We start from the raw sequence: 20927 nt of genomic DNA, 5'->3' as shown, positions 1-20927 counted from the left end.
CCGCTTTTAGCGAGGCGTCCCGTTGCATGCATTCGTGGTCGCAGGTGCCGTGTCAGGAAACGGCGAACCGTGCGGATTGCCTGCCGGATCACGCGAGGGGCACCGCTTGGCGCGAGGCGATCACTTGAATCAATCTTTGAAGTTTCTCCCCTAAGCGGCACAGAGAACGCGCCAGGGGCGTCGCCAAACGTGAATCAAGACGTGAGCAGTTCCGGGCAAGTGATTCTTCAAAAAGGGTAACGACGGCATCAAAGGCTGCGGACGGGGGCGTGGGCGACGACACAGAGGACGGTCCGGTCCAGAGGTGCAACTGTCCAATCGGGTGAGGGCAAGCCTCAGATGGGCGTGGTCCGCGATCTGCCGGAGAGTGCCGAAAGAGCCGGGACACGGCTCGCTCCCGTCCGGCAGGTTACATCTCGGCCGGCCGCAAAAAAAAGCGCCGGCGAGGGGCCGGCGCTTTGACAGACTTGCGACTAGACCCTGTCATTTTGTGACGGAAGCGTATCCGGCGTTGCGCAGGTAGTTGGCGCATTCTTGAGGGGCGATGGTCTGAACGAGGTGTCCGATGTGGCGCCAGGTGTCGTCGATGGTTCGTTTCTGGGCCATGCGCATCCAGTGTTTGACCTTTGAGAAGGCCTGCTCGATCGGGTTGAGGTCGGGGGAGTAGGGCGGCAGGAACCAGAGGCGCGCGCCAGCAGACCTGATGGTCTGGCGGATGATGGCGGCCTTGTGGGAGCCGAGGTTGTCCATGACGACGATGTCGCCGGGCCGGAGGGTAGGCAGGAGCACCTGCTCGACATAGGCGCGGAACGAGGTGCCGTTGATCGGGCCGTCGAAGACGCAGGGTGCGGTGAGCCCGTCGCAGCGCAAGGCCCCGAGGAAGGTCATGGTGCGCCAGTGGCCGTGCGGGGCATAGCCGCGCAGGCGCTTGCCCTTCGGCCCCCATCCCCGGATCGGAGCCATGTTGGTCTTGATCCAGGTTTCGTCGATGAACACCAGGCGCTTCGGATCGAGCCGGGCCTGCCAGCTCTTCCAGCGCTCACGCCGGCGGGCGATGTCCCTTCGCGCCTGCTCCAGGGCGAACAGCGTTTTTTTTGAAGCTCAGCCCCTCGCGCTTCAGGAACTGCCAGACCGCATGGTGGGAGACCGACACGCCCCGATCGGCCAGCATCGCCTGCAGCTTGCGCACGCTCAGATGCGGTGTCGTGGCGATCGCATCCAGGATCACAGCGCGGTGCGCGTCGAGGACGAACACGCGGGGCCCCTCACGCCGGGACGGAGCCACCGAGCCGGTCGCCCGATAGCGCTGATGCCACTTCACCACCGAGGAGACGGCAACATCGAAGCGGGCGGCGACAGATCGAACCGCTTCCCCCGCCTTCACAGCCGCAACGACACGTTCACGCAGATCAATGGAATAAGCTCTGGTCATGCATGCCGGCCTCCGACCCAGCATGCAGCTTGAATCAGATTTGCTTCCTCAACGGAATCCCAATTCCGATTCAGAACCCGAATGACATGCTCTAGGAAAGGTCAGGCGGCGCGTTCGAGGCCGATCTCGGACCATATCGCTTTCAAGGCGTTGATGAGGCGGTCGACGTCCCAGTCGGAATGAAGCGGCGAGGGCGTGACACGCAGCCTCTCCGTGCCGCGCGGGACGGTCGGATAGTTGATCGGCTGCACATAGATCCCGTACTGCGTGAGAAGCCGATCGCTGATCTGCTTGCACAAAACGGCGTCGCCCACCATCACCGGAACGATATGGCTCTCGTTCATGAGGTGCGGCACGCCGATCTCGTCCAGGCGACGCCGAACCGTCGCCACGCGCTCCTTCTGTCTGTCGCGTTCGGCCTCGCTCGCTTTCAGATGCCGGATGGAGGCGAGTGCACCCGCCGCGACGGAGGGCGGCAGAGCGGTCGTGAAGATGAAGCCGGAGGCAAAGCTGCGAATAAAGTCGCAGAGGGCTGTCGAGGCTGCGATATAGCCCCCCATGACGCCGTAAGCCTTGGCGAGGGTACCCTCGATAACGGTCAGACGATGGGCCACCTCGTCACGCTCGGAGATGCCGCCACCGCGCGGGCCGTAGAGGCCGACGGCGTGGACCTCGTCGAGATAGGTCATGGCTCCATGCGCATCGGCGACGTCGCAGATCTCGGCGATCGGCGCGATATCGCCATCCATCGAATAAACGGATTCGAACGCGACGAGCTTGGGCCGAGCCGGGTCGATCTCGGCGAGCTTGCGGTTGAGATCTTCCGGATCGTTATGCGCGAAGATCATGCGGTCTGCGCGGCTGTGGCGGATGCCCTCGATCATTGAGGCGTGGTTCTTGGCGTCGGACAGGACGACGCAGCCCGGCAGCTTCGCGGCAAGTGTGCAAAGCGTGGCCCAGTTGGAGACGTAGCCTGAGGTGAAGACGAGGGCGCTCTCCTTGCCATGCAGGTCGGCGAGCTCGTTCTCCAGAAGCACGTGATAGTGGTTGGTACCTGAGATGTTGCGTGTGCCGCCCGCGCCCGCGCCGCAGCGATCGAGCGCGAGATGCATGGCATCGATAACCAGAGAGTTCTGGCCCATACCCAGATAGTCGTTGGAGCACCAGACGGTCACCTCGGCCCGGCCGCGTTCGCGGTAATGCGTGGCGCGCGGAAACTCGCCCGCATGACGCTCAAGATCGGCGAAGACCCGGTAGCGACCTTCGTGGCGCAACGCCTCGAGTTCCTGCCGAAAGAAATTTTCGTAATCCATGGATCGCCTCCCCAAATCCGCGCTGACCTCGCGTGCCATCCCGATCGCTCCCGATTATTCCCCCGGCGGTGACGCGCCATACGTGCTCAAGGCCGGCTGCGCGCGCAGTCGGCTGCCGGGCAATGCTGCGGCTGTCCGCGCCGAAAAGGGCGTCGACGGCCGCGCCCGTGAAGTCTCGTCTTTGGGCTGCTGCACCTCATGTGTCCGCAGCCCCCATTTCCACAGCGCTTCAGCCGGCAGCGGCAGCACCATGAACCAGTGCTCCAGGACGGCGAGCGCCATCAGTGTGGCGAGGAAGGTATAGGCGGTTGCTTCGAAGGGGCTCGCAACATCGGCGATGGCGCGCTGTGCAAACAACACGGTGATCACCGTTGCAACTGTAACGGAGATAGGGAAGAGCGGATTCATCGGCTTCTTGACCATGAAGCTCTTCAGATAGGCGAGGCTGTCGGGCAGGAACTGCTCGGAGAGGTTGCGCACTCCGAGGAAGAGATTGAGCTTGGCGCTGGCCCTCATGCCCCACAAGAGGAAGAAAATGCCGGTCCCAAGCTGGTTGGGGCCGCCCCAGGTGAGGGTGACGATCACGGCCGCCGAAAGGAAGATGGCGAGCTCGTGGTAGAGAATCGTTTGGACGGCGAAGAGGAAACGCTTCCAGCCTGAAATGTCGCTCGGGCACAGGCTCTTTCTCGGCCCGGTGACGTATCCCATGAGAAAGCTGATCTCATGCCAGCCCCACGCGGTCAGGCCGCAGGTGAAGGCGATAAAGGCGCCCGAGACACTCGCATCCCGACTGGAGACCGCCAGGCCGTAAAAGGCCGCGCCGAGCAGAACCGTCGCGCCGGCAAGACTCCAGCGAAACGTTCGCCGGGGCAGGCCGTCGAGATACAGAATCGCTCCCGTCGAGAACCACCAGGCAAACAACGCGAAGACGATGGGCAGAGCGTAGAGCGACACTCTGATGCCTCCCTACCAGGCCGGAACGAGCCGGCTCTCGGCCGGCGGGGCATTGTCCTTGACCGGCAGGAAATAAAGACGGGCGATGGCGACCCCTACGCCGGCGCCATGGAAGAGCTGCTGCAGGCCGCCGACGAGGCCGCCCTTGCGTTTGGCGGCCGCCATTCTCTCGCTCGCCTGCCGCAGGCTTTCGAGGCCGACGCGAAAGCGGGGATTGTCGATGTCGAGCGTCAGCGGGAAGACCTGCTTGCTGATTTCCGACGTGATCCGAAAGACCGTGAAATCATATTCCGTCGGGTCGATGTCGAGAGCCTTGTGGAACGCAGGGCGGGCATGGTCGCGCACATACATCGTCGCGAAAACGGCGAGCACGAAGAAGCGCACCCAGTATTTGTTGAGGCCCTGCGTCACCTCCGGGTTCGCACGCATCAGGAGAGCGAAGGCTTCACCGTGCCGGAACTCGTCGTCACACCATTGCTCGAACCATTTGAAGATCGGGTGGAAGCGCTTCTCCGGGTGCTTTTCCAGATGCCGGAAGATCGTGATGTAGCGCGCATAGCCGATCTTTTCGGAAAGATAGGTCGCGTAATAGATGAATTTCGGGCGGAAGAAAGTGTACTTCTTCGTGCGCGTCAGAAAGCCAAGATCGACGCCGATGTCGAAATCCTTGAGCGTGTCGTTGATGAAGCCCGCATGGCGCGCCTCGTCGCGGCTCATATAGCGGAAGAGCTCGCAGATATCGGGGTTGTTGCCGCGCTTCTTCATTTCCGAATATAGCACGCAGCCCGAAAATTCAGCCGTGAGCGAACTTACGAGAAAGTCGACGAACTCCTTCTGGAGATCCTCTGGCAGATCGGAGAGCTTCACGTCGTCCCAGGCTTCTGTGCGCTTGAAATGGCCCTTGTTGGGGTCGCTCTTCATCTCAGCGATGAGCGCGTCCCACTCGAGGCGAATGTGACTGACATCGATGGCGTCAAGCTCGTCGAAGTCCGTCGTGTAAAAGCGCGGACTCAAAACCGTGCTTTCTTGAGCCTTGAGGGTCGTGTCGTTCGGAGAGAGGGAGAGGGTCTCGATCGTCATAGCCTGCTTTCGGAAGAGAAGCTGAACTCAAGGAGCTCCATGAACTCCATGTCACCGGTCATGCGTGTCCAAAGCCGTTCCAGAGCGGTCGCCCGCACCACCGTCGCGCGGCGGTGAAACGTAGCCGTCTCGCCGTAAGGGACGGTGATCGGCTCACCATGGACCCGCACCGCATCGCCCGGGCGGATTTCGATGCCACCATCGAGATCCACATGAGCGTGCAGGCTTTCGAAGGTGTTTTGCACCTCGATGGTGCACTCCACTTCGATCTCTTCGCGTCCGCCGACCCAATTGCCGATCATTGCGCATGCCTCGTCTCGGAGAGGAAGCGGGCGAAGACCTGTGCATTCGTCGGTCCGAAAGCTTCAAGGGCGACGAGCCGGCCGGTCGAGGGATCCTCGAGCGACAATTGTCCGTCGTCCCAATAGGTCAAACGAAAGGGGCTGTCGGGGCTGATGCCGCGACGTTCCCGTTCGTGTGCGAGGCCGCGCAAGGTCGCGCGCAAAAAACCATTCGTGCCGGGAGCGGCAACGGCGATCTGGCTGCCGTCGGAGGCGTCGAAAATCCCGACGCCTCCGTTCGGCAGATCTCTGAATTGCAGAAGACGCACCTCCACGGCCGTCGTCCCCGGCATCTCGGTGCTGTGGCCTCTACGGTCAAATGCGCTCACGGCTGCAAGGACGATCGAAACCGTCAGCAGCGCCGCCACGGCCAGAAGGGGGCCTCGCGGAAAGGGCGCAGTGTTCGTAAAGCCGCTCACCTTGATCTCCTATGCCACCGCACTTGCGTGCGATGACCATTGTGCGTGCGTATCAGTCTCTGCCTCGGGGGCAGCTTCCGCCGTTTCGTCGCTACGTTCGGCGGTTGCTGCGAGCGCGCCTGCCAGGATCTCAGCGACGCGCTTGGCATCTGGAACAGACCTCAGCATGGGCTCAGGCTGCTTGATTTTCCATGGCCGGGCATGCGGCCACAAAGCATAGTAAGCGACACGGTGTTTTGGGGAAAGAACGAGAGGAATGTCGCCAATTCCCTGTCCGTAGAGCCGCAACGCGGCCGATTCCACCGCTACGAAAGGGATGTTGAGCGTCATCGGCAGCACGACACCGCTACGGATGACGAGACGCTTCTCCGTGATCGTATAGACCGTGGTGCGGGCTATCAGCCAGCCATAGACGGTGAGGATAACGAGCGCGAGAGCGGCGACCGGCAAAAGCCAGGTCGCCGACAGGATCGCGTCTTTTACCGTTCCTCCCGCCGAGAGAGCCAGAATGGCCCGCAGGACGAGAAGAACAGCAAAATAGACGACGAGGGTTGGAAGGTAGAAAAGGCGCCGGGCAAGACTTGCCCAGCGCGGTTCCCCCTGCCAGAGGATCCGTTCCCCCTTCGGCAAGCGCTGAGGCAGGCCGCGGATAGGCTCGGATTCGTATTCGTTCACAGCAGCGGCTCCTGCCGTGCCGGCGTTGCGTAAAGAGTACCACCGGCGAAGTAGCCCTGAATACGGTCTTCTTCCATCATGGTGATGCTGTTCGGGCTGGCCGTACGCGGCGCATCGGCGAACTGCTTGGCAACCAGCGCGTTCACGCGGATCTGACGCTGGCGAGCGTTGAGGTTCGTCATCACGAACGGAACCAGCACAGTGCCGGCGCCATCGAGCGCGACCTCGAGATAACGGATCATCACGTCGGAACGATCGACCCAGACGTCTTCAACGCTGCCCACGACTTCACCATCGGCGGCGATGACGAGCATGCCCCGAGGATCCGGATCCTTCGGATCGAGATAGAAGCTCTCGTCGCTTGAGAGCGGAACGATCTTCGGATCGCCATCGAGCGTCAGCTCGGGCTCATGGGCACGATCGGCATAGGCGGCCGGGCCAACGCCATCGACCAGCGGATTGCCGACGGGACGGAACGGTGCGCCGTTCGACGGGCCGGCCGGCGTAAGACGCACGTCGCGGTCGTCGCTGCGGCCGGACTGTGCCGTGCCACCGCCATGAAGTTTGAAGTATTTCGGTGCCGGTGCGTCGGGGAACCCGACGATCCGGTCATTGGTCTCACCGCGTTCCGCAACAAGCGGATAACCTTCGCGCTTATCTTCGCGACGAAGGTAGATGATGAGACCGGCAAAAAAGATCCAGAACGCATAAAGCGTCATCTGGGCCACATCCATATACCCAGTAAGTGCTCCGGCGGGCATTGATAACCTCCATTGACAACGGCTAGCCAGGAAACTCGGCTAGACCGAAGGACGATGATGGATCGGAGCGTGTTCGCCCCCCCGACCCCACGAGCGGCCCGATCGCCACGAGCGTGACGGCGAGCAGCGCGATTTCGAAATGGTAAACAAAGCTGTAGCCGGTGGCCGGGCCCGTGAGAGCCGACCCGAGAACGCCTTGTTCTGCCAATGTGGAGAAGGTGTCGCGAACGACGCCACCGAGCGCGATCGCGAGACCCGCGGCGGTCGCCTGAACGGCGCCCCAGGCGCCGAGGGCGAGGCCGCTTTGCCCATTCTCCGATAATTCCATGGCGGCTGTGAGCGTGCCGACCGAGAAGAGGCCGCCGCCGAAGCCGATGATGATGGTACCTGCCCGGAAGAGCATCGCTGATTCCAGGGGCGCGGCGAAGATCACGGCGACGAACGCCACGACGCCCGCAAGCGCGCCATAGGCAGCAAGCTTGTGCGGATCCTGGCCGCGCCCGAGACGGCGGGCGGCGAGCGCAAATCCGACGAGCGAGCCTCCGGCGAGGAGAGCCGTCAATGTTGTCGTGCCGCTCACGGTCAGGTGCAGGACTTCGCCGCCATAAGGCTCGAGCAGAATATCCTGCATGCTGAAACCTGCCGTGCCGAGACCGACTGCGACGAGGAGGCGGCTTGCGCGTCCACCTTTGGCGAAGGAGCCCCAGGCTTCGCGGAAGCTGGTTCTTGGCGCGTCTTTTGCGGTGAGTGCGGGATTGCGCGCCTCCTGCTTCCACAAGGCGACGACGTTCAAGACCATCGTCAGGAAGGCGGCACCCTGAATGACCTGGATGAGCCGGAACGGGCTGAAATTGTCGAGAACCACACCGAAGACGAGGGCACTCACCATCATGCCGAGAAGCAGCATGACGTAGAGCAGCGCCACGACGCGCGGGCGGGATTCGGCCGGCGCGATGTCGGTGGCCAGCGCAAGCCCGGCTGTCTGCGTCGTGTGCAGCCCGGCGCCGACGAGGAGGAAGGCAATGGCAGCCCCGGCCTGACCGGCTACCATCGCGGGCCCCTGGCCCTCGGACAAAACCAGAAGCGCGAATGGCATGATGGCGAGACCGCCGAACTGGATCAGCGTGCCCATCCAGATATAGGGCACACGACGCCAACCAAGCAGCGAGCGATGGGTGTCCGATTTGAAGCCGATCAGGGCACGGAACGGCGCGAAGACGAGCGGCAGCGACACCATCAAGGAGACGAGCCAGGCATGCACGCCCATCTCGACGATCATGACGCGGTTCAACGTGCCGTTCAAAAGCACCACCGCCATGCCGACGGAGACTTGGAACAATGACAGACGCAAGAGGCGGCCGAGCGGAAGCTCGGCCGTTGCAGCATCTGCAAACGGCAAAAAGCGGGGGCCGAGACGGCTCCACGCTGCGCTCACCGAATTGTTCAGCCGCTTCATGCGGGCACGAGCTCCATAGCCTGTGACGTGTAAAATCCGCTTACGATACGACGGCTTCGACCCGGCCGCCATGCCGTTAGCTCAGGTGTCGCAGCGACCAGCTGGCGCAGCCGCGCTTCGCTGATCGGTTCGATGGAAGGCGCGCGGTCGCTGCGCGGAAAAAACCGCCCCGCCATGTGCATGGCCGCGAGCAGCGCTGTGCGGGGTGCGAAGGTGAAAACCACCCCCTGCCGGGCCCGCGTCGCCATCCGGGCGAGAATATTCGCGAGGTCCTGATCGCGGTAATGGATGAGCGAATCCATGCCGACGATGAAGTCGAAATCACCGAGCGCGGGATCGAGCATGTCTCCGACGTGGAAATCGATCCTCTCGGCCTCCGGCTCGTCCTTGGTGCGCTCTTTGGCGAGTGCGACGAGCGACGGCGACAGATCGATTGCGACGATATCGCCGCCGCGGCGCGCAGCTTCCAGGGACAGCGCACCGGTTCCGCAACCGGCATCGAGGAGCCGCAGCCCGGAGAGGTCGTCCGGCAGATAGCTCAACAGGGTTGCCCGCATCTGGTCGCGGCCGGCGCGCACGGTGGCCCGGATACGGCTCACCGGCGCGTCGGACGTGAGTTTGGACCAGGCATCGGCCGCGGTGCGGTCGAAATAGGTCTCAAGCTCTCCGCGGCGCTCCAAATACGAGGCTGTTGGCATCAATCGAATCCCAAAAAGTCGAAGATCTCGCGATCTTTCATCGGTGTCGCTGCAAGCGGCTCGACGCCTGCCCAGAGCTGAGCGGCAAGGCGCAGATATTCGTTCTGCACCTGCTCCAGTTCGGGGGAGGGTTCCATTTCAAAGAGCGTCGACTTCTTCAGACGGCTGCGCCGGATCGCATCGAGATCGGGCAGATGCGCCAGACGCTTCAGTCCTGTCGCTTCGTTGAAGCGGTCGATCTCGTCGGTTCCAGCGCTGCGATTGGCGATCACGCCGCCGATCCGCACGTCGTAGTTCTTCGCCTTGGCGAGGATCGCCGCGGCAATCCGGTTCATCGCGAAGATGGAATCGAAATCGTTGGCGGTCACGATAAGTGCGCGCTCGGCATGCTGCAGAGGCGAGGCGAAGCCGCCGCAGACCACATCGCCCAGGACGTCGAAAATCACGACATCTGTGTCTTCCAGAAGATGATGCTCCTTGAGGAGCTTCACGGTCTGACCGACGACATAGCCACCGCAGCCTGTGCCGGCAGGCGGTCCGCCGGCTTCCACGCACATGACGCCGTTATAGCCTTCGTAGACGAAGTCTTCGACACGCAGCTCTTCGGAATGGAAGTTCACAGACTCCAAAACGTCGATGACCGTCGGCACGAGGCGCTTGGTCAAGGTGAAGGTCGAATCGTGCTTCGGGTCGCAACCGATCTGCAGAACCCTTTTGCCGAGCTTTGAAAAAGCCGCCGACAGGTTCGACGAGGTCGTCGACTTGCCGATCCCGCCCTTGCCATAGACGGCGAACACTTTCGCCGTTTCGATATGGATCGACGGATCGAGCCGAACCTGAACGCTGCCTTCTCCGTCCTCGTTCTTCGCGATCGGTGGCATCGGTCTCAGAGGGATGTTCATGCGGCTCTCTCCACGGGTATGCCTTCGAGCTGGTCTTCCAGTTCTTCACCCGCCTGCCGCAGGGCTTCCACCACGGCTTCGTCGGGCTGCCAGTACTGGCGCTCATGTGCCTCCAGAAGCCGGTGCGCGACCTTTGCCGACGCAACCGGATTGAGGGCGGCCATGCGCTGCCGCATTTCCGGATCAAGCACGTAAGTCTGCGTGATCTGCTGATAGATCCACGGCGCGACCTGACCTGTCGTGGCCGACCAGCCCATCGTATTGGTGACCGCGGCCTCGATCTGACGCACGCCTTCGTAACCGTGCTTCAGCATGCCCTCGTACCATTTCGGGTTGAGCATGCGGGTGCGGGTTTCGAGTGCGACCTGCTCCGACAGAGAGCGAACCATGCCTTCCGAACGGGTCTGGTCGCCGATGTAGACGGGAATCTCGCCGCCCTTGGCCTTGCGCACCGAGCGGCTGATTCCGCCGAGCGTGTCGAAGTAGTGATCGACGGTGGTCACGCCGAGCTCGACCGATTCGAGGTTCTGGTAGGCGAGCTCCACATCGCTGAAGATCGTCTGCAGAAGAGCGGCTTGCTGCTTGGGCGCGCCCTGGCGTCCGTAAGCGAAGCATTTGCGCTTTGCGTAGGTGTCGGCGAGCTCGTCCTCGTCTTCCCATCGCCCGGAATCGAGCAGCATGTTGACGTTGGAGCCGTAGGCACCGTCGGCGTTGGAGAAGACGCGCAGCGCGGCCGTCTCCAGGTCGCATTGATGCTCTTCCTGATAGCGCAGCGCGTGCTTGCGCACATAGTTCATTTCAAGCGGTTCATCCGCCGTGGCGGCAAGATAGGCGGCCTCGGCGAGCAGCTTGGTCTGCAACGGCAGGAGGTCGCGGAAGATGCCCGACAGCGTCATGACGACGTCGATGCGGGGCCGGCCGAGATCTTCCAGGCGGATGAGAGCCGCCCCACAGAGACGACCGAAGCTGTCGAAACGCGGCCGCGCGCCGAGCAGCGCCAACGCCTGGGCGATCGGACCGCCTTCGCTCTTCAGATTGTCGGTCCCCCACAGGACCATCGCCACCGATTCCGGGATCGGATGTCCGTCTTCGACGTATCGGTCGAGGAGGCGCTTCGCCTGGCGCGCCCCATCCGTAACGGCGAACGCACTCGGCATGCGGAAGGGGTCGAAGCCATGCACATTCCGGCCCGTCGGCAGGATCGCCGGCGTGCGCAGAAGATCGCCGCCGGGGGCAGGGCGCACGAAGCATCCGTCGAGCGCGTGGATAAGGGACGGGAGTTCGTGGTCTTCCGACAGGAGCTTGTTGGTCGAGGCGAGCTCATCGAACAATTCGATATTCGCGTCGTTCTCATCCATTCCGCCGACGACCAGAGCCTGCCGCGGCTGCCGCCCGGCAACGAGCGCCTCGACAGCGTCCTTCTCCGGCTTGGTGCCGAAACGGGCTTCAGCCACCGCGAGGAGGAGATCGGCACGCTCTTCCGCCGAAGGTGGCTCGCCGATGACGTGCAGTCCGTGCGGGATGAGGCTGTATTCGAGGTCGAGAATGGCCTCACTCAGCTTCGCCGTCTCCGCTGCGGGATCCTCCCAGGCGGGTTCCGGAGCCGCCAGGTCGAGCTCTGCGGCCTGAGCCTGAATGAGCGGGGCGAGCTGCTCGCGCTCATTCGTCTCGTCCGGCGGCAAAGCCCGCCAGCGGTCGAGAGACGCTTTGAGATCGAGAAGGCCGCGATAGAGCCCGGCCCGGGCCACGGGCGGCGTGAGGTAGGAAATCAGTGTTGCTGCGGAGCGCCGCTTGGCAATCGAGCCTTCTGACGGATTGTTGGCCGCATAGAGATAATAGTTCGGCAGATCTCCGATCAGCCGGTCAGGCCAGCAGGCATCCGAGAGCCCCGTCTGTTTGCCGGGCATAAATTCGAGCGCGCCGTGCATGCCGAAATGCAGAACCGCGTCGGCACGGAAATCTTCGCGCAGATACCGATAGAAGGCGGAGAACGCGTGCGTCGGAGCAAAGCCCTTCTCGAAAAGCAGCCGCATCGGATCGCCTTCATAGCCGAAGGCCGGCTGCACACCGACGAAGACATTGCCGAGCTGAACGCCGAGCACGAAGATCGAGCTGCCGTCGCTTTGTTGCCGTCCGGGCGCCGGGCCCCACTGCGCTTCGATGTCCTTCAGATAGCGCTCGCGCCTCACGTGATCGTCGGTCGCGATGCGATCATGCACATTGGCGTCCGTGCCGTAGCGGCTCGCATTGCCCTTCAAAATCATGTCGCGCAGGGCATCGACGCTTTCCGGCACGTCGACCGTGTAACCCGCTTCCTTCAGGGATTTCAGCGTGTTGAAGAGCGAATGATAAACCGAAAGGTAAGCGGCGGTGCCGGTGCTGCCAGCGTTTGGTGGGAAGTTGAAGAGAACGACGGCGAGCTTACGCTCAGCGCGCTTCGTGTGACGAAGCCTGACGAGCTTATCAACACGCGAGGCGAGCATTTGAGCGCGTTCTGAATGCGCCTGCATGTCGCGCGTTTGTTCGGCATTCTCCGAACGACCGCCGAAGAGCATCGGTCCGGTTGCCCCGTCGAGTTCCGGGATCGCGACCATCATGGTCGTTTCGACCGGAAGAAGGCCGCGGTCAGACCCATCCCATTGCTCAAGCGTTTGGAACTCGACAGCCTGTGCCGAAATGTAGGGAACGTCGAGATGCGTCAGCATCTCTTCGGCCGCCTTGGCGTCGTTGTAGGCGGGGCCGCCGACGAGCGAGAAGCCCGTCAATGAAACGACGGCATCGACAACCGGGCGTCCGTTCGGCGTGAAGAAAGCTTCAACCGCAGGGCGGCTGTCGAGACCGCTCGAATAGGCCGGCACCACCTGCAGGCCATGGGCCTCCAGGGCGTCGATCACAGCGTCGTAATGCGCCGTGTTTCCGGCAAGCACATAGGACCGCATGATGAGCAGGCCGACACGGCCCTTGCGCTCCTTCGACGGGGAGGGCAGGGCTTCCAGGCGCTCCGTGATGCGTCCCTTGAGCCTCGGATGATAAAGTCCCACCTCCGGATAATGGACCGGCGGCTTGGCCTTCAAATGGTGGCGCAGCTGCTTGCGCGGGCCCTCGGCGTAACGCTCGACGAGAAGCCGCACCATGTTGACGATATTGTCTTCCGAACCGGCGAGCCAGTACTGCAGAACCAGGAAGTAGGCGCGCACATCCTGGGCCGTGCCCGGGATGAACCGCAGGAATTGCGGGATCCGGCGCAGCATCGCCATCTGCTTGGCGCCGGAATTGGCGGCCTGCTTGGCGCCTTCCTTGTCGCGCTTGTCCGAGCCGCGAAGCCGCTTGAGAAGGGCGAGCGCGCCGCCTTGCGAGCCGTCCATCTTGAAACGGCCGATGCGGGTGAGGCGGATCACTTCGCCGGCCGACATGAAGCCGACGATGGCGTCGCATTCGTCCTGCCGCGCCTTCAAGGCCGGCATCACCGCCTGAATATGGTCTTCCATGAAGAGCATATTGGCGAGGATGATATCGGCCTCGGCGATGTCGGCTTGGCACCGGCCGAGCGCAGTCGCATCGTCGCCCCATTCGGTGGCGGCGTGCAGATTGAGCGTGAGACCGGGGATCTCTTTCTGAAGAATCGGGCGTGCGCGCTCGACTGCGCTCGCCAGATGGCTGTCGAGTGTCACGATGACGACGCGCAGAGGCGTCGCGTTATCGGCCGAAATGGGCTTTGGCATCGTAGAGTGTCTCAACTGTAATCGTCGCTAAGCCGCGTTCTTCGGCGAAACGTTCGGTATTGCGGCGCGCCTTGCCGCGGACGAAGAACGGTATTTTGCGCAGTTCCTGCTCCGCTTCTGCCGCCCAGGTGACAGCTTGGACGGCACCGGCAATCTCAGCCTTTTCGATCTCCGTTTCTTTGATCTGAGTCTGGTCTGGCGCCGGTGCGGCGCCGTGCCCCAGATGCGACGGCTGGACCTCGTCGTGGAATTCGAAATCGCCGCGGAACATGCCGAGAAGGTGCTCTTCGAGGCCCATCATCAAAGGATGCACGAAGGTGTCGAAGATCACATTGGCGCCTTCGAAGCCCATCTGCGGCGAATAGCGTGCCGGAAAATCCTGGACGTGGACGGGCGCCGAGATGACTGCGCAGGGCACACGCAGCCGCTTTGCGATATGGCGCTCCATCTGCGTGCCGAGAACGAGCTCGGGATGAAGCTCTGCCACCTTCTCTTCGACTTCGAGATAGTCGTCGGTGATGAGCGCTTCGACGCCATAGCTTTCGGCGGCGGCGCGCACGTCGCGGGCGAATTCACGCGAATAGGTGCCAAGGCCTACGACCTTGAAGCCGAGCTCCTTGTCGGCGATGCGCGCGGCTGCAACGACATGCGTCGCATCGCCGAAGATGAAGACGCGCTTGCCGGTGAGATAGGTCGAATCGACGGAGCGTGAGTACCACGGAAGACGCGACGGCGCGCCCGCGAGAACGGCGGTGGGATCGACGCCTGCGATCTCGGCGACTTCCTTGATGAAGTCGATTGTCGCGCCAAAGCCGATCGGGACCGTTTTCGTTGCCGGCTGTCGGAACGTGCGGGTGAGCCAACCGGCGGCCGTTTGCGCAATTTCCGGATAGAGCACAACGTTGAAATCTGCCTCTCCGAGCCGCGCGATATCGGCCGGAGTGGCGCCGAGCGGCGCCGTTACGGCGACATCGATGCCGAGGCGGTCGAGAAGTCGGGTGATCTCCGCCACATCGTCGCGGTGCCGAAAGCCGAGAGCGGTCGGTCCGAGCAGATTGCACCGCGGCCGGCGGCCTGCGTCCCGGGGCGGTCGTTCCGTGCCAGGCGCCGGCGCATGCGGGCCGGCGAGGGCGCGAACGAGATGATAGAAGGTCTCCGAGGCGCCCCAGTTTTCCTTCCGCTGATAGGATGGCAGTTCCAGCGGAACGACGGGGATCGGCAGGGCCAATGCTTTGGCAAGGCCGCCCGGATCGTCTTGGATGAGTTCCGCCGTACATGACGCGCCGACCAGCATCGCCTGCGGCTGAAAGCGCTCATACGCATCGCGTGCCGCGTTCTTGAAGATCTCGGCCGTATCTGTGCCGAGGTCGCGCGCCTCGAAAGTCGTGTAGGTGACCGGCGGGCGCTTGTTGCGCCGCTCGATCATCGTGAAGAGAAGATCGGCGTAGGTGTCGCCCTGCGGTGCGTGCAAGACGTAGTGGATGCCTTCCATAGCGGTGGCGATGCGCATCGCTCCGACATGCGGCGGCCCTTCATAGGTCCAGACGGTGAGCTGCATCTCACACCTCCAGCCGAGCGGCGCGGTTGAGCGGCCGCGCAAAGAGTTCGGCGAGATCGCCAGCCTGCTCGTAGCCCTGGATCGGCGTGAACACGAGTTCGATCGCCCATTTGGTGGTCAAACCCTCCGCCTCCAGCGGATTGGCGAGGCCGAGCCCGCACACGGTCAGGTCCGGGCGCGCGGCCCGCGCGCGGTCGAGCTGCCGGTCGACGTCCTGGCCTTCGGACAAGACGACGCCTTCCGGCAGCAGATCAAGCTCTGCCGCGAGATTCTGACGATGCAGATAGGGGGTGCCGATTTCGGCGATCCGCATCGACAGCTCCCGCGACAGAAACCGTGCAAGCGGTATCTCGAGCTGAGAATCGGGGAAGAAAAAGATGCTCTTGCCGGCGAGCTGCTCCTGATAGTGCGACAGCGCGCGTTTGGCGCGTTCGCGGCCAAGCGCGGTGACCGCCGTGAACCGGCTCTCGTCGACGCCGAAGCAATCCGCTGCAGCTTTCAGCCATGCGGTGGTGCCTTCAGCGCCGAAAGGGAAGGGCGCCTGCAGGGCCTTTGCCCCGCGGCTCTCCAGGATCCGCCGCGTGTCGGCAAGATAGGGCTGCGCCATCAAAAAACGGGTGTTCGGGCCGACCTCGGGCAGCTCTGTCGACGATCGCGGCGGCAGGAAGCCGACTGGCCCTACGCCGAGATCGTCGAACAGCCGCCGGAACTGGTCTTCCACCACATCGGCGAGCGAGCCGACGACGAGGAGGGAAGCGGGCGCCTGTGCAGATGCTTCGGGCATCTGCGGGACAAGTGCGGCAAGGCATGCATCCTCACCCTGCGTGAAGGTGGTCTCGATGCCGCTGCCGGAATAATTCAGGATGCGGGTCGTCGACGCGAATTTCTCGTTGAGGCGATCGGCAGCTCGCGACAGATCGAGCTTGATCACTTCCGAGGGGCAGGATCCGACCAGGAATAGAAGCTTGATCTCAGGGCGGCGCGCCAGAAGCTGCGTGACGACCCGGTCGAGCTCTTCGTTGGCATCGGCCATGCCGGCAAGGTCGCGCTCTTCGATGACGGCCGTCGCAAACCGCGGCTCGGCGAAGATCATCACACCCGCCGCCGACTGCATCAAATGCGCGCAGGTGCGAGATCCGACGATCAGAAAGAAGGCGTCCTGGATCTTGCGGTGCAGCCAGATGATACCGGTGAGGCCACAAAATACCTCACGCTGGCCGCGCTCCCGAAGGATCGGCGCTTCACTGCAGCCCGTCGTGACGCGTGCGACGCCTGCTGGGTTCATCGTGCGAACTCCATATCCGTCTTGGACGCGGCCGCCGCATCGCGATTCGCCTGCTCCTGCAGCCGCGCGGCGCGCAGCTTCAGAACGAACTGCGTCGCGTTGATCACGTATGCGAGATAGGCGGCGAGCGCCAAGATCATCTGCCCCCCAGCATCCAGGAAACCCGTCCAGAGCGCGCCGAGATAGGCCGTGTGAAGGGCCAGAACGAGCATCGAGAAGACGTCTTCCCAGAAGAAGGCTCGTGCAAAGAGATAGCGGCCGAAGACCACCTTCTCCCAGATCGAGCCCGTGATCATGATCGTATACAGGACGGCGGTTTTGACGACGACGGACGCAGTTGCGACAAAATACCCTTGGCCTGTCGTCAAATACCGGATCACAAGGGCTAAACTAATGAGAAATACGAGGAATTGAATCGGCGCAAGCACACCCTGAACCAGCGTCCAGGAGGTCGAGTCACGCCGTCGACGTTCTTCCTCTGTATAGAGAGAAATGATTGGTTTATTTGGCGTTTTCACCGCGCCCCGTCTCCCCAACCGGCACAACGTAAGACCGACTCTAGGGCTGCCGCTCGGCGACTGTCAACAACACTAGACGTAAATCTCACTTTACATTCCGCCGAGCCGAGGCGTACGCTCCGGCTCTATCGCTGAGGGACCGAAAGTGCTTAAACTCGCGCGTCGAAAGGCGGAGGTCTGAGGCCTCCGTCCGGAGCCGCTGCCGGGAAGGTGAAGCGGTGTAATATCCGTTTTTTGGCCAGTTTGAGCTCGGGGGTGCGAGAGATGGTCGACATTAGGCAACACGCTGAGGACCGCTGCGGAGGCTGGGACGTAAATCGGCCATGGGAAGATGTCCCCATGCGCTCGTTCCCGGTCTCAGACATTGAGGCGACTTCCAGCGAGAGCGCCTGGAGTGGCCGTATTCTCACGACGATCGAAGGTGAGATCATCCCGCGGTTGATGCTGGCCCATCGGGTCGGGTGGGGAGAGCCGCATCTCAATTGCGTTGAGGGAACTGGCGTCGACGCGGTTGATATCGACGAATTCGCCCGTCTTTTGCTGGCGCGTGATGGGAGCGTCGCCTTCGCTTATGTGGATATGGCGCGCGCGCGCGGTGTCGGGCTCGAGGCACTTCTGCTTGAGCTGATGGCGCCCGCAGCAGCGCGGCTTTGGGATTTCTGGAACGATGATCGCTGCGATTTCGCCGAGGTGACCATCGGCATGTCGCGGCTTCAGCACCTTTTGCGGGAGCTCGGCCCGGCCTTTTACTGCCAGTCGGCCGATTGCGGCGACGGACGGCGCATCCTGCTCGCCTCTGCACCGGGCGAGCGGCATTCCTTCGGCATCTTTTTGACGGAGGCTTTCTTCCGTCGCGGCGGCTGGGATGTATCTGTGGAACTCGATGCGAACCCCGCCGATCTCGTTGGAACCGTCAAGCGCGAATGGTTTTCGATGGTCGGGTTGTCGCTGTCGAGCGCGCGTGGAATCGACGATCTGGCGGCGACGATAAAGGCGGTCCGTCTGGAATCTCGTAACAAATCCATCGCTGTAATCGTTGGTGGACACATTTTTATGGAGCATCCAGAGCTTGTCGCGTTGGTCGGGGCCGATGTAGGAGCGACGGATGCGCGCAGTGCAGTATCGCAGGCCGAGCGTATGCTCGGGCTTCTAGCTATGCGTTGCTAATGATTCATGCCTGATGCGGGACTAAGTGCAACAGATGGACGGCTTGGTTACAAAATCAGCCCCAAGCGAGTTCTCGGTCCCGCATAAGTCGGTCGGCGACCTGGACGCCGAGATCGCCGGAAAGCTAATCGCCCACGCGGCAGATATTGCCCTTGTCCTGGACAAGGGGGGCGTCGTTCAGGATCTCGCCTTCGGCGACGAAGAATTCTCTCACGAAGGTGTTTCAGACTGGGTCGGAAAGGCCTGGCGCGATCTTGTCACGGCCGATAGCGAAAAAAAGGTCGCGGCTCTTCTGAGCGAGGCGGATGCGAAAGGCGTTTCGCGCTGGCGCGAGGTCAATCACCCTTCAAACCGTGGCGCCGACGTGGCCGTCCGTTATTTCGCGATGCAGGTGGGCGGTGGTGAGCGTTACATCGCAATCGGTCGCGATTTGCGTCCCGTGTCCGCGCTGCAGCAGAGGCTGATTGAAGCGCAGGTGGCGCTGGAGCGCGAATATTCGCGCCTGCGCCAGGCGGAGACACGCTACCGCCTGTTCTTCAAAATGGCCTCTGAGGCCGTCCTGATCGTCGATGCCAACAGCCAGAAGGTCGTCGAGGTCAATCCCGCCGCCAGCGGGCTGCTCGACCAGTCTCCGGAGCAGCTTGTCGGGGCACCGCTGCGCAGGCTCTTTTCCGACGAGTCGGAGCGCGCCGTGCAGGCGCTGCTTGCGATGGTGAGGGCTGCCGGTCATGCCGAAGATGCGCGCGTGCGGCTTCCCTTTAGCGAGCAGGAGTGCGTTCTCTCCGCTTCGCTTTTCCGGCAGGAATCCTCTGCCCATTTCCTTATCCGCCTGTCGCCGGTCGACGGCGAGAGAGTGAGGCAGGATGCCGGGACGACCTCGCTTCTGGTCGATATCGTGGAGCATCTGCCCGACGCTTTCATCGTGACCGACCCCGACCGGCGGATCCTGGCGGCGAATATCGCTTTTCTTGATTTGGCGCAGACCGCGAGCCTCGAGCAGGTTCGTGGAAAGCGCTTGGAGCGCTGGGTCGGGCGGCAGGGGATCGAACTCGACGTTCTCATCGCCAATCTGCGCGAACACGGCTCGGTTCGGCATTTTCGGTCGATCCTGCGCGGTGAATACGGCTCTGTCGTTGATATCGAGGTTGCCGCGGTATCGGTGCTCGAGGGGGAGCAGCCCTGCCTCGGTTTCGTTCTTCGCGATGTCAGTGCGCGGGTGGAAAGAGAGCGCCCGGCGGCGAGGCAATTGCCCCGCTCGGTCGATCAATTGACGGAACTCGTCGGCCGCGTGCCGCTCAAGGATCTCGTGCGCGAAACCACCGACGTGATCGAGAAGCTCTGCATCGAGGCGGCCCTCGAGCTGACCGGCGACAACCGCGCCTCCGCCGCCGAAATTCTCGGTCTCAGCCGGCAAAGCCTCTATTCGAAGCTTCGCCGGTACGACCTCGTAGATTTTACGCCGGAAAACGGCAGCGACCACTGAACTGCATTGCGGCCTTGGGAAAGGCCCGAGAGGGCTGCGTGATACGCCTCAAGCTTTTGCGGACGCCAGGAACTCTTCGAAGCTAGCGAGGAACGCCTCGGGCTGCTCGAAATAGACCATCGCGCCGGTCTTGAACGGCTTCACCGTCCAATTGGGTTGCGCGCGCAGCCAATCGACCTCGGAGAAATCCTGAAAATCCCCGCGGGTGCCGTGGGCGAGGAAGATCGGCAGCGTCAGCTTCTCGTAGATGCGCCTGATATCGTTGGCGAAGAGACATCCCGAAACGAAGGCATAAGGCGCGTGACGCGCCCCGTCCTGATGCGTCGTCTCATAGGCGTAGTTGAAAAGCCCCTCGTCGATGTCCTTGCTGCCGAAGGTTTTTTCCAGGAAGAAGCGAATGCTCGGCCTGGTGGTGAGGAGGCGAAAGGCCCCCTTGCTCCAAAGCGGCACGTTGAGCGTTTCGTAGAGAAACGGCACCTGCCGCGTGGAGCCTTCGGGACCACGACGTTTGCTCGACCCTGTCTCGAACCCGGTTGGCGTGACGAAGGTGAGGCTGCGAAGACCTTCCTGCCGTTCGGTCGCGGCGCGCGCCAGAAACTCTGACGACAAGGAGAGTGCCATGGCGTCGATCGCCTGTGAGCCGGTCTCCGCTTCGATGAGATCAAGCATGTCGTGGACCGCGTCGACGAAGAGCCGAATGTCGTACGTGCGGTCGGAGCGATCGGAAAACCCGAAACCCGGAAGATCGACGGCATAGACGCGGTGCCGCGTCTGAGTGTGCATGAAAACCGGCCGCACTTCGTAGGCAGAGCCTGCGGCGTTGATGCTGTGGATGAGGAGGAGGGGGCTCCCTTCGCCTGCGACATAATAGGAGAGGCGGCCGGCACGTCCCGTGATCTCGCGCCTTTCGGCGGGAAAGGCCTCAGGCAAAGAGGGCATTGGCGCGGCAGGTCGGCTGTCGCTGACCGGCGAGACGCTTTTCGCGGCGGGTTCGGGGCGCATGTGAGCGCCATTGCCCAACGCTGCGCTGCCTTCAGTTTCGTTCTGCGATGTCATCGCCTTATCCTCGCTCGTCATCCGCTCCGCCGTTTTGCTCTGCAACATTCGCGATGCTCTCGCAACGTCCGGCAGTGACGCGGGTTCCCCGCTGCCGGGGGGCGCGA

General features: G+C 62.7%; 18 protein-coding genes. 2 read left to right on the top strand and 16 right to left on the bottom strand.

What is annotated here, in order from left to right; all coding sequences use genetic code 11:
- Nucleotides 1-483: 483 nt before the first annotated feature.
- From NYQ83_RS02330 to bchF, 15 genes are all read right to left on the bottom strand, one after another.
- Nucleotides 484-1432, bottom strand: a protein-coding gene (locus NYQ83_RS02330; RefSeq protein ID WP_261212054.1) for an IS630 family transposase whose coding sequence is annotated in 2 segments (ribosomal slippage) — nt 484-1095 and nt 1097-1432 — 948 coding nt in all. Because the reading frame shifts where the segments join, the coding sequence is not laid out codon by codon here.
- Between the two features lie 101 nt (nt 1433-1533).
- Complete coding sequence (hemA, locus tag NYQ83_RS02325) at nt 1534-2745, bottom strand: 5-aminolevulinate synthase (protein ID WP_261212052.1); 1212 nt, start codon at nt 2743-2745, stop codon at nt 1534-1536.
- Nucleotides 2746-2799: 54 nt separating this feature from the next.
- Nucleotides 2800-3699, bottom strand: a complete 900-nt coding sequence (puhE, locus tag NYQ83_RS02320; RefSeq protein WP_261212050.1) for a putative photosynthetic complex assembly protein PuhE — start codon at nt 3697-3699, stop codon at nt 2800-2802.
- Nucleotides 3700-3711: 12 nt separating this feature from the next.
- Complete coding sequence (gene acsF / locus NYQ83_RS02315; RefSeq protein ID WP_261212048.1) at nt 3712-4779, bottom strand: magnesium-protoporphyrin IX monomethyl ester (oxidative) cyclase; 1068 nt, start codon at nt 4777-4779, stop codon at nt 3712-3714.
- Nucleotides 4776-5081 (bottom strand): hypothetical protein, encoded by a 306-nt coding sequence (locus tag NYQ83_RS02310; RefSeq protein WP_128293889.1) that lies wholly within the window; start codon nt 5079-5081, stop codon nt 4776-4778. The genes acsF and NYQ83_RS02310 overlap by 4 nt, the downstream gene beginning before the upstream one ends.
- Nucleotides 5078-5539 (bottom strand): photosynthetic complex assembly protein PuhC, encoded by a 462-nt coding sequence (gene puhC, locus NYQ83_RS02305; RefSeq protein ID WP_261212046.1) that lies wholly within the window; start codon nt 5537-5539, stop codon nt 5078-5080. Before puhC ends, NYQ83_RS02310 begins: the two co-directional genes overlap by 4 nt.
- A gap of 9 nt (nt 5540-5548) precedes the next feature.
- A complete protein-coding gene (gene puhB / locus NYQ83_RS02300; RefSeq protein ID WP_261212045.1) occupies nt 5549-6214 on the bottom strand; it encodes a photosynthetic complex putative assembly protein PuhB in 666 nt (221 codons plus the stop codon).
- Entirely contained in the window at nt 6211-6975 is a 765-nt protein-coding gene (puhA, locus tag NYQ83_RS02295; protein WP_128293892.1) for a photosynthetic reaction center subunit H, read from the bottom strand. The genes puhB and puhA overlap by 4 nt, the downstream gene beginning before the upstream one ends.
- A gap of 22 nt (nt 6976-6997) precedes the next feature.
- Nucleotides 6998-8431 (bottom strand): BCD family MFS transporter, encoded by a 1434-nt coding sequence (locus tag NYQ83_RS02290; protein WP_128293893.1) that lies wholly within the window; start codon nt 8429-8431, stop codon nt 6998-7000.
- Nucleotides 8428-9129, bottom strand: a complete 702-nt coding sequence (bchM, locus tag NYQ83_RS02285) for a magnesium protoporphyrin IX methyltransferase (RefSeq protein WP_261212041.1) — start codon at nt 9127-9129, stop codon at nt 8428-8430. Before bchM ends, NYQ83_RS02290 begins: the two co-directional genes overlap by 4 nt.
- A complete protein-coding gene (bchL, locus tag NYQ83_RS02280; protein WP_128293895.1) occupies nt 9129-10031 on the bottom strand; it encodes a ferredoxin:protochlorophyllide reductase (ATP-dependent) iron-sulfur ATP-binding protein in 903 nt (300 codons plus the stop codon). The genes bchM and bchL overlap by 1 nt, the downstream gene beginning before the upstream one ends.
- The gene (locus NYQ83_RS02275) at nt 10028-13753 is read right to left on the bottom strand and encodes a magnesium chelatase subunit H (protein WP_261212040.1); all 3726 of its coding nucleotides are present in this window, start codon (nt 13751-13753) and stop codon (nt 10028-10030) included. Before NYQ83_RS02275 ends, bchL begins: the two co-directional genes overlap by 4 nt.
- The gene (gene bchB / locus NYQ83_RS02270) at nt 13728-15311 is read right to left on the bottom strand and encodes a ferredoxin:protochlorophyllide reductase (ATP-dependent) subunit B (RefSeq protein ID WP_261212039.1); all 1584 of its coding nucleotides are present in this window, start codon (nt 15309-15311) and stop codon (nt 13728-13730) included. The genes NYQ83_RS02275 and bchB overlap by 26 nt, the downstream gene beginning before the upstream one ends.
- A gap of 1 nt (nt 15312) precedes the next feature.
- The gene (locus tag NYQ83_RS02265) at nt 15313-16596 is read right to left on the bottom strand and encodes a ferredoxin:protochlorophyllide reductase (ATP-dependent) subunit N (RefSeq protein WP_128293898.1); all 1284 of its coding nucleotides are present in this window, start codon (nt 16594-16596) and stop codon (nt 15313-15315) included.
- Nucleotides 16593-17141 (bottom strand): 2-vinyl bacteriochlorophyllide hydratase, encoded by a 549-nt coding sequence (gene bchF / locus NYQ83_RS02260; RefSeq protein ID WP_205649948.1) that lies wholly within the window; start codon nt 17139-17141, stop codon nt 16593-16595. Before bchF ends, NYQ83_RS02265 begins: the two co-directional genes overlap by 4 nt.
- A 312-nt stretch (nt 17142-17453) precedes the next feature.
- Between bchF and NYQ83_RS02255 the strand changes: the two genes are divergently transcribed.
- Together NYQ83_RS02255 and ppsR are read left to right on the top strand one after the other, a co-directional pair.
- The gene (locus NYQ83_RS02255) at nt 17454-18281 is read left to right on the top strand and encodes a B12-binding domain-containing protein (protein WP_261212033.1); all 828 of its coding nucleotides are present in this window, start codon (nt 17454-17456) and stop codon (nt 18279-18281) included.
- Between the two features lie 34 nt (nt 18282-18315).
- Complete coding sequence (gene ppsR / locus NYQ83_RS02250; RefSeq protein ID WP_261212031.1) at nt 18316-19764, top strand: transcriptional regulator PpsR; 1449 nt, start codon at nt 18316-18318, stop codon at nt 19762-19764.
- 48 nt (nt 19765-19812) lie between these two features.
- On the opposite strand, the gene NYQ83_RS02245 is transcribed toward ppsR, so the two are convergent.
- A complete protein-coding gene (locus NYQ83_RS02245; protein WP_261212029.1) occupies nt 19813-20868 on the bottom strand; it encodes an alpha/beta fold hydrolase in 1056 nt (351 codons plus the stop codon).
- Between the last annotated feature and the right edge of the window lie 59 nt (nt 20869-20927).

The organism is Afifella sp. JA880 (assembly GCF_025379905.1).
Classification (GTDB): Bacteria; Pseudomonadota; Alphaproteobacteria; order Rhizobiales; family Afifellaceae; genus Afifella; species Afifella aestuarii.
Note: the sequence above shows the minus strand (reverse complement) of the source record. Positions and strands in the feature narration are given on the sequence as shown.

Coding starts and splice junctions, on each gene's coding strand:
- NYQ83_RS02265 (WP_128293898.1), bottom strand. CDS start 16,596: ATGAACCCAGCAGGCGTCGCACGCGTCACGACGGGCTGCAGTGAAGCG.
- NYQ83_RS02245 (WP_261212029.1), bottom strand. CDS start 20,868: ATGTTGCAGAGCAAAACGGCGGAGCGGATGACGAGCGAGGATAAGGCG.
- NYQ83_RS02275 (WP_261212040.1), bottom strand. CDS start 13,753: ATGCCAAAGCCCATTTCGGCCGATAACGCGACGCCTCTGCGCGTCGTC.
- hemA (WP_261212052.1), bottom strand. CDS start 2,745: ATGGATTACGAAAATTTCTTTCGGCAGGAACTCGAGGCGTTGCGCCAC.
- bchB (WP_261212039.1), bottom strand. CDS start 15,311: ATGCAGCTCACCGTCTGGACCTATGAAGGGCCGCCGCATGTCGGAGCG.
- ppsR (WP_261212031.1), top strand. CDS start 18,316: ATGGACGGCTTGGTTACAAAATCAGCCCCAAGCGAGTTCTCGGTCCCG.
- puhA (WP_128293892.1), bottom strand. CDS start 6,975: ATGCCCGCCGGAGCACTTACTGGGTATATGGATGTGGCCCAGATGACG.
- NYQ83_RS02255 (WP_261212033.1), top strand. CDS start 17,454: ATGCGCTCGTTCCCGGTCTCAGACATTGAGGCGACTTCCAGCGAGAGC.
- NYQ83_RS02290 (WP_128293893.1), bottom strand. CDS start 8,431: ATGAAGCGGCTGAACAATTCGGTGAGCGCAGCGTGGAGCCGTCTCGGC.
- bchL (WP_128293895.1), bottom strand. CDS start 10,031: ATGAACATCCCTCTGAGACCGATGCCACCGATCGCGAAGAACGAGGAC.
- bchM (WP_261212041.1), bottom strand. CDS start 9,129: ATGCCAACAGCCTCGTATTTGGAGCGCCGCGGAGAGCTTGAGACCTAT.
- NYQ83_RS02310 (WP_128293889.1), bottom strand. CDS start 5,081: ATGATCGGCAATTGGGTCGGCGGACGCGAAGAGATCGAAGTGGAGTGC.
- acsF (WP_261212048.1), bottom strand. CDS start 4,779: ATGACGATCGAGACCCTCTCCCTCTCTCCGAACGACACGACCCTCAAG.